Origin of the sequence: Endozoicomonas sp. SESOKO1, from assembly GCF_024606265.1 — a bacterium.
Taxonomy (GTDB): Bacteria; Pseudomonadota; Gammaproteobacteria; order Pseudomonadales; family Endozoicomonadaceae; genus Endozoicomonas.
Genome location: NZ_JAHHPP010000127.1, coordinates 1 through 8,368 on the forward strand (window position 1 = coordinate 1; position 8,368 = coordinate 8,368).

Consider the following 8,368-nt stretch of genomic DNA (forward strand, 5'->3'; position numbering starts at 1 on the left):
CTACGACCAATTGGTTAAAAGCCAACTGCTCTACCGACTGAGCTAACGACCCATTTCTACACCAGCCTCAGGCTGATATGCAGAATAAATAACTGTCCGTCCGCAATTCACTGCGAACCGGAACGGCATTGATAGTACCCATCCCCATAGACCTTGTAAAGCCCGGGGGACGCCAGTCTTGCTCAGTAATTCCCGCAATCTGTCCTGCTGCCAGGTGGCAGACCGACAATAATACTGAAATCATCCGGCGCTCTTTAACACCTTATCAACCAGCTTGACAAGGCTCTTATCGGGCATTAATCCTGCCCATATGGTAAACACCAACATACTCACCGTTTCGAAAAGCATAATCCGGTGACTCGCCTTCTATCTGAAAACCAAATTTTTTATAGAGCTTAATTGCAGGTTCATTATCCACAAACACCGTCAATTCCATTCTTCGCAGGTTCAGCCAGTTATCTGCCAGATCCACCATGGCTGCCATCAAGGCACTGCCAACACCCTGCCCCTGACTGTCATCACGAACGGCCATTCCGAGATAACCTACGTGGCGTCGTCGCGGGTTGGGAGGGTTATCCAGAAACAGATGACCAACCACTTTTGAATCTATTTCTGCCACGTATTGATGGACACTTTCCCGATTGCTCTTCTCCAGACGGTTTTCCCAGAGCTGCTGCGATGGTCGTGGGAGCTGCAGTGTTCCAGAATAAGCCCGCTCTCCCTCGAAGAGTTTTCTGAGATCACCCGCATCATTCATTTCTACGGATCTGATAATAATTTCAGCCATTGAGCAAACTCCTTTTTAAATGGCCTCCTGTACCTGACAGGAGGCGAAAGCACGATTGGTATTACCAGATCCTTACCCGGTCTTCTGGTTTACGGTACATACCATCACCCTCATCCACATCAAAGGCTTCATAGAACTCATCAAGATTGGATAACACTCTCGCCCGATATTCACCCGGGGAATGGGGACCCACCACTAACTGCTGCCGCAAAGCCTCCTCACGGGATTTAATTCGCCAGATCTGCGACCAGCCCATAAAGAAACGCTGCTCTCCGGTAAAACCATCAATAACCGGAGACTCTTCACCATTAAGCGACAACTGATAGGCTTTAAAGGCAACACTCAGACCACCAAGATCGCCAATGTTCTCACCCAGGGTCAACTGGCCATTAATGCTGATATCATCGAACGGTTTATAGGCATTGTACTGATCCACCAGCCTGGCGCCACGGGCCTTAAACTGCTCGAGGTCTTCCTCTCCCCACCAGTTTCTCAGATTGCCATCACCATCATACTTTGCGCCCTGGTCATCAAACCCATGACCCAGCTCGTGACCAATAACCGCACCAATGGATCCGTAATTCACCGCATCATCGGCGGCCAGATTAAAAAACGGTGGTTGCAGAATAGCTGCCGGAAAAACAATTTCGTTGTTCACCGGATTGTAATAGGCGTTCACGGTCTGTGGTGTCATAAACCACTCACTGCGATCCACCGGTTGACCCGCCTTCCCGGCCATCGTTGAGTACTGCCACTGACTGGAACGCATCAGGTTGCCAACCAGGTCATCCGGTTTAATGTCCAGCGTTGAATAATCACGCCATTGATCGGGATAACCAATCTTTGGCGTAAATTTACTCAGTTTGATCCTGGCGGCAAATTTGGTTGGCGCACTCATCCAGGGAAGATCGTCAATGGAAGCCTCGAATCCTTCAATAACGTTATCAACCAACACTGACATTCTGGCTTTTGCTTCCGGTGGAAAGTACGTTTTCACGTACTCCTTACCCAACAGTTCACCAAGTACATCATCCGCTGCATCAACACCCCGCTTCCAGCGTGGCGCAGGCTCCTCAATCCCTCTTAACGTTCTGCCGTAAAAATCAAAACGTGCCTGGGCAAAGGGTTCACTTAAAGACGACGCATAACTGTTTAACGTATGGAATGTCAGGTAGTTTTTCCATATCGATATATCAGTACCGCTGATAATGGACGACAGTTTTTGAAAGTAGCCTGGCTGACGCACAATGACCTGATCGACATCAACACCTGCCTGTCGGAGATACCTGGAAAAATCAAAATCACCCATTAACTGATTGGCATCAGCTACTGTCATTTTGTTGTAGGCTTTGATCGGGTCACGTCGCTCCACCCGGGACCACTGAACTTCAGCCAGCCTTGTTTCCAGCGCCATAACCCCCGTTGCCACTTTTTCCGGCTCTGGTTGACCCGCCAATACCAAAAGTTCGGTAATGTAATCCTGGTAGTTCTGCCGGATAGCCTTATATCGTTCCCCCTCATCCAGGTAGTAGTCCCGATCAGGAAGTCCCAGCCCGGATTGACTGACATAAAGCGCATTCACTTCAGATTGTCGTGCATCATTATTGACGTACCAGCCTAATGGGGTGGTGATGCCCCTGGTCCCCAGATCAGCCAGCAGCCCGGGCAAATCCTGATGTGTCTTTATACCGGCGATTCGTGAGAACTCAGCCTCTAAAGGCGTTACCCCAAGCTTATTGATACGCTCCTCATCCATATAGCTGGCATAAAAATCCCCCAGCTTCCGTACATCCTCATCAGCCGCTGATTGTCTGTTTTCTGCCGCTGCTTCCAATACTTTCCGAAGGGCTTTTTGAGACTCATCATAAAGTTTGCTGAAGGCACCATAGCGTGACTTGTCTTCCGGTATCTCTGTTTTATCAAGCCATTGGCCATTCACATAACGATAGAAATCATCCTGCGGACGCACGGACGAATCCATATTGTCATACTCAATACCAGAAACCTCAGGGGCCGGAGTGACTTTCTCGTGCTTTTCCAGAAAATGATGGGAGCTAACTGCACAGCCTGTTATTAACACGGTACCGACTATAGCAGCTGCCAGGATTTTCAACTTCATAGGCTTAACTCTTCGTTTCCCGATCCATATGGTTTAAACAATCAGTGTATAGTTTCGGTTTATTTTAAACGACAATATTTGCCTGCTTGCAAAAAAACAGTTGCAAAAATACAGTTGCAAAAGACCTGCAGACTTTAACTGACCAGCGACAACCTGTCAGACTCCTCCTCAACCACATCCTGATCCTGCTGCGCCCTGAACATATCCCGATACAACCCTTTCTCTTTAAGCAGTGACTGATGAGTTCCACGCTGAACTATTCTGCCCCGCTCCATCACCAGAATCAGATCTGCATCTTCAATGGTGTTCAATCTGTGGGCAATCGCTAACGTCGTTCTGCCCTGCCTCAGGGTAAACAACGACTGTTTGATAGCCAGCTCGGTTTCACTATCGATATTGGCAGTGGCTTCATCCATGATCAGAATCGCAGGGTCCTGCGCCAGCGTTCTGGCAAACGACAGCAGCTGTTTCTCACCACTTGACAGTGATTGTCCACGTTCACCCATTTTCTCTTCATAGCCATCATGAAGTTGCTCTATAAAACCAGATGCCTGAACCCGGTTAGCCGCTTCTTTCATTCCCTGCCCGGATATTTCAGCCTTTCCCAGGTGGATGTTCTCAGCAATACTGCCCTGAAAAACAAAAGGCTCCTGAAACACCAGCCCAAGGCTGTCTCTCAAGACCTGTTCGGAAAATAAAGCCAGGGGCTGGTCATCTATCAGCACTGAACCTTTCTGGTGGTCATAGAACCGCATTAACAGGTTAACAATGGAACTTTTACCACTGCCGGTATGGCCAACCAGTGCAACAAATTGCCCGGGCTCAACAGTAAAACTGATACCATCCAATGCCTTGTTAACCCCATCATAAGACAGCTCAACATCGCGAAACTCTATACGACCACGTTGAATAACGGCACCATTGTTACGTTCTTGTCTATGCTCAGCTGGTTCATCCATCAACTGGAAAACCCGCTCAGCAGAAACCACTGACTGCTGCCAGACCTGCATCTGCATGGTGATATGGGTCAATGGCTCAAACATACGATCGAGGTAGTTGATAAACGCATAAAGCAAGCCGATCTCTACCGGCCCGTGTAATGCCTGACCGGTAAAGCCACCGACCATGAATGCCAGGGCAATCATGGCAGCAAAATGCACCATTGGCCGCAGGAGCACGCCGTTAATGATCACCAGGCGATTCAGGATCTGCTGATACTCTCCACAGGTGTCTTCAAACTGCTGACTTACTCGCTTCTGCTGGCGTAATACCTGAATAACCGACATCCCCTGTATGGATTCATTAATCCGGGTATTAATATCACTGAGCACAGCACGGGATGCATGAAACACCGGATGGCTGTATTTCTGATAAAGGTAAATACAGCCTACGATGATGGGCAGAATACCCAGACAGAACAGTGCCAGCCGGACATCCAGCAAAAACATGGCGATGATAACGCCAATAATGGTGACAACACCTTTGATGGTGCCGGGCAGTGCCTGAACGAACAGGTCCCGAACGGTTTCTGTATCGTTTGTCACCCTTGACACCAGCTTGCCCACCGGCTCCCGGTCAAAAAAAGCCATCGGTAACCGGAACAGGTGATTGAACACTTGACGACGAAGATCGTGTACTACCGACAGCGCCACCTTTTGAAACAGTATCGCTTCAAACCAGCTCATCACGGCGGCGATCAGGTACATTGCCATAAAACCAACCGCTAACAGGATCAGGGCATTATGATCCCAGTCACGGGGAACTACATGATCATCAATAAAGGTTTTCATTAATACCGGCGCATAGAGCGTGGCACCGGTACCCAGTAACATAAGCAACAGACTGAGCACCAGCTGCCGCCGGTAGGGTCTTCCATAATTCAACAGCCGTATAAACTGCTGCTTATTGTTCTTATTCCTTTCCAGCACGTTCCCATCCAGTTCCCAAGGTCCGGAAGACATAAGTAGCCAGAAATATTCGATTCCATATGGCCAGCTACTTAGTCACCCTGATGTTTTTATTTCCAGAGACTGACGATTAAATATTCTGGCGTACCAGCCATTCCCGGCGATCAGCTCCCTGTGTGCCCCTGATTCGCTGATCCTGCCTTGATCAAGCACCACAATCTGATCCGCCTTGTTCAAGTTAGTCAGTCGTTGGGTAATCAGAACAATGGTTTTCTCTTGACCTGATGTTATTAAGTTGTCGAGAATTCTCGCCTCAGTCTGCATGTCCAGAGAGCAAAAGGCATCATCAAACAGCAGAACATCCGCATCCAGCAGTAATGCCCGGGCAATGGTCAGCCTTTGTTTCTGGCCACCGGACAGGTTGACTCCTTTCTCACCAAGCATGGTTTCATAACCATCTTTAAACTGCACGATATCATCATGGACACAGGCCAGCCTGGCAACCTGTTCAATCTCTTCACGGCTAGCCAACGGTTTTCCAAAAGCAATGTTTTCCGCAATGGTCGCAGAAAACAAAAACGGCTCCTGGGCCACCAGGGCAAAGCAGCTTCTGAGCTGATCCAGCGAGAACTGCTGATGATCAACACCATTTAACTGAATACTCACGGCAGCATCGTCGTACTGTCGTAACAGCAGCCTCAGCAAGGTGGACTTCCCACTGCCAGTTCTGCCACAAATACCGACAAACTGTCCTTTCTTCAGTTTCAGCGACAACCGCCCCAAAGCCGCCTTATCGGCACCCGGATAGGTGAATTTTTTAATGTCAAAGTGGATATCACCATCCAGGCTTTTAACAGTCTCAAGTTCACAATCAACGACACCGGGCTTTTCACCCATCAATGACTGAAGGCGGTTGAGCGAGGCATTCCCCCTTTCCACAATATTGAACAGCCAGCCAAAGGCAAACATTGGCCAGACCAGTAACCCCAGATAAATGGTAAATGTCGTCAGTTCACCCAGGGTCATCAGGCCACTGTTAATACGCCATGCACCGAAACCCAGACTTCCCAAAACAGAAACACCCACACAAATGGAAATCGTCGGATCAAACATTGCATCAATCCGGGCCACTTGCATATTGGCAGCGACGGTAGTTTCTGATTGAGCTGCGAACTTCTGCATCTGTGAACGATTCAAATCATGGGCCCTGATCGCCCGCACTCCTGAAACCGCTTCCTGAACCCGGTTATTGAGATCGGAAAACGCCTCCTGGGCCAGCTTGAATCGGGAATGCAGTAAGCCCGCATATTTGAACATCAGCCAGGCCATGACCGGAAAAGGCAGCAGCGCTGCCACGGTCATCTCCCAGCCGCACACCAGAATCATGGCAATAATCACCGCAGAACCCGCAATCATGGAGTCCACCAGAGTAAGCACGCCCTCTGCCGCTGTCATTTCAACTGCTCTTACGTCATTCGTCCCGTGAGCCATCAAATCACCGGTATTGTGTCGCTGATAGAACTCCGGGGACATCCGGGTAAGGTGATGAAATAAACGCAGGCGCATAACCCTACCCAGCTCAATCGCTCCCCCAAACAGCATAATCCGCCAGCCATTTCGCAGGGCGTATATGACAAGACCAATAAAGGCAATAAGCAACGATGACTGTAAAACACTGGCAAAAGTAATGCTGCCCTGCTGCACCTCATCGACGAGATCACCAATAATCCAGGGCGGCAATAACTCCGCCAGCGACACCAGAATCAGAAAAAGTACACAACAGCTGTAACGCAGCCAGTGCTTTTTAAAGAACCATCCCAGGTTCCAGAAAATAGACATGTATCCCCTCGTGCATTTTAACTGTCAAATACAGCTTTATAATTTCCTTCACATAAAAAAATCCCTCCCTCCCCGTGGATTTAACCACGATGGCAGTTAGGGAGGGAGGAATTTATTTGCCAATCACTGGTTATTCAGGTCCTGTTGCAAAAAGCCAATCCAGGAGTTGGCCTGCCCTCTACTGCTCTGAATAGACGCCGCTTTCTCCATATAACCCAGTGATTTTCGACTATCTCCCAGCTGATAATGCGCCATTCCTGTCAGAAAAAGCATCTCTCCCTGCTGCTTCTCGGTAATCCCGTCAAAAGGGTTGGCAACCAGCGTCAGTAACTCCTGATAACGCTCGGAACGAGCCAGCATTCTGGCCAATTTAAGCTGCAGATCAGGATCTTGTTCAAGTTCCAGCGCTCGATTAAAAGCATCAATAGCCTTGCTATTCTCCCGGGCGTGGGACCAGAAACCTCAAGCTCCTTATTCGCACCAACTTCAGTATCAAAATATTGAGTACCGCAAGCCTCCGCTATCTCTGCGGGCGTGCCACCAGAAGACTTCGTTGCTTCACAGTAGGTTGGATCAGAAGAATTGTTAAATCCTTTTGTAGTGCCACCAAACAAACGTTGCATATCGGGAGCTCTGAAACTCTTGCCAATCCCACCCCGGACCGGCAACACATCTGCTGGACGATAGGCAAAAGATGCCTTCGGCGTAAATGCTGATCCAGTTTTTGAGTCATCATTGTAATCATCAAAACGACCGGCAAGGGTAACTTCCAAATCCTCAACAACTGGAACCATCACCTCACCACCAACACCATATTGGGTTCTCTCACCACCGCCTGAGGTACCACCTTTACCTACATAGATGCCATCAAGGGTGCCTTGATCCCTGACATCCTCATACTCTGTGCAGTTAATTTCCGCAAAGGTAGCAAAAGCAGCAGTTCCGGAAGGTAGTTCCATCAGGTCACCAGAAAAGGACCCTGTCCAGCTGATGATGGAAGATTCTGAGTCAATTTTTGTTCTGGAATTGGCCGATGAACGTTACCCTGGATCTTTCGCCAGCTGTACCGGCCAAAATTTCAAGCCTGTTATTCTGATAACCACCTTCATGTGCGTCACCAGTGCGAAGCTTCACTTCAGCCCCTTCATAATCCTTCTTCAGAATTACGTTAACAACACCACTCATTGCATCAGAGCCATAGATAGCGGAAGCACCATCTGTCAGCACTTCGATACGTTCCACTGCCGCAATAGGAATTTGTCCGATATCGGTAAAATTTTCAGCACCGCCAGCACCGAGGGGGAACATGGGAAGACGCTTGCCATCAATCAAAATAAGGCTTCGACCAACACCCAAGCCCCTCAAATTTACAGCCTGCGCTGTCGGGGTAAAGCTAAAACTGTTTTGTTGATTTAATGAACCGCCCGTATTTTGATTCAGCGAGTTCAGTGCTTCAAAAATATCGGTATAACCTCTGCTTTTAATATCTTCAGCAGAGATAACCACTACAGGAGATGGACCCTGAACATCCACCCGGGAAATCCGCGACCCGGTCACCTGGATTTTTTCCAGCTTTTCAACCGAATCCTCATTAGCATACGCTGCCGTAGAAGCAACTGAAGACCCTAAAGCAACAGCCACCGCCGTGGCGGGCTACGCTCTTACCAAGCCCGTCGTAAAGCATCGCCCAATCGGGCGGTGATATAAGACAGGAGC

General features: G+C 48.8%; 8 protein-coding genes. All 8 read right to left on the minus strand.

Translation table 11 applies throughout. From position 1 onward, the window contains the following. Positions 1-67: 67 nt before the first annotated feature. Positions 68-244, minus strand: coding sequence for a hypothetical protein (locus KDK13_RS06370; protein ID WP_257284139.1), 177 nt, complete (start codon positions 242-244; stop codon positions 68-70). A gap of 42 nt (positions 245-286) precedes the next feature. After that, positions 287-787 carry a GNAT family N-acetyltransferase gene (locus tag KDK13_RS06375; protein WP_257284140.1) on the minus strand — a complete coding sequence of 167 codons (501 nt, stop codon included), beginning with the start codon at positions 785-787 and terminating at the stop codon, positions 287-289. 61 nt (positions 788-848) lie between these two features. Next, positions 849-2,906: a M13 family metallopeptidase gene (locus tag KDK13_RS06380; RefSeq protein ID WP_257284141.1), complete on the minus strand. Its 2,058-nt coding sequence runs from the start codon at positions 2,904-2,906 to the stop codon at positions 849-851. Between the two features lie 134 nt (positions 2,907-3,040). Beyond that, positions 3,041-4,834 carry an ABC transporter transmembrane domain-containing protein gene (locus tag KDK13_RS06385; RefSeq protein ID WP_257284142.1) on the minus strand — a complete coding sequence of 598 codons (1,794 nt, stop codon included), beginning with the start codon at positions 4,832-4,834 and terminating at the stop codon, positions 3,041-3,043. 75 nt (positions 4,835-4,909) lie between these two features. Beyond that, a complete protein-coding gene (locus KDK13_RS06390; protein WP_257284143.1) occupies positions 4,910-6,652 on the minus strand; it encodes an ABC transporter transmembrane domain-containing protein in 1,743 nt (580 codons plus the stop codon). Positions 6,653-6,775: 123 nt separating this feature from the next. Continuing rightward, entirely contained in the window at positions 6,776-7,012 is a 237-nt protein-coding gene (locus KDK13_RS06395; protein ID WP_257284144.1) for a hypothetical protein, read from the minus strand. Beyond that, positions 6,976-7,611 (minus strand): TonB-dependent receptor, encoded by a 636-nt coding sequence (locus tag KDK13_RS06400; protein WP_257284145.1) that lies wholly within the window; start codon positions 7,609-7,611, stop codon positions 6,976-6,978. Before KDK13_RS06400 ends, KDK13_RS06395 begins: the two co-directional genes overlap by 37 nt. Positions 7,612-7,660: 49 nt before the next feature. Continuing rightward, the gene (locus KDK13_RS06405) at positions 7,661-8,185 is read right to left on the minus strand and encodes a TonB-dependent receptor plug domain-containing protein (protein ID WP_257284146.1); all 525 of its coding nucleotides are present in this window, start codon (positions 8,183-8,185) and stop codon (positions 7,661-7,663) included. Between the last annotated feature and the right edge of the window lie 183 nt (positions 8,186-8,368).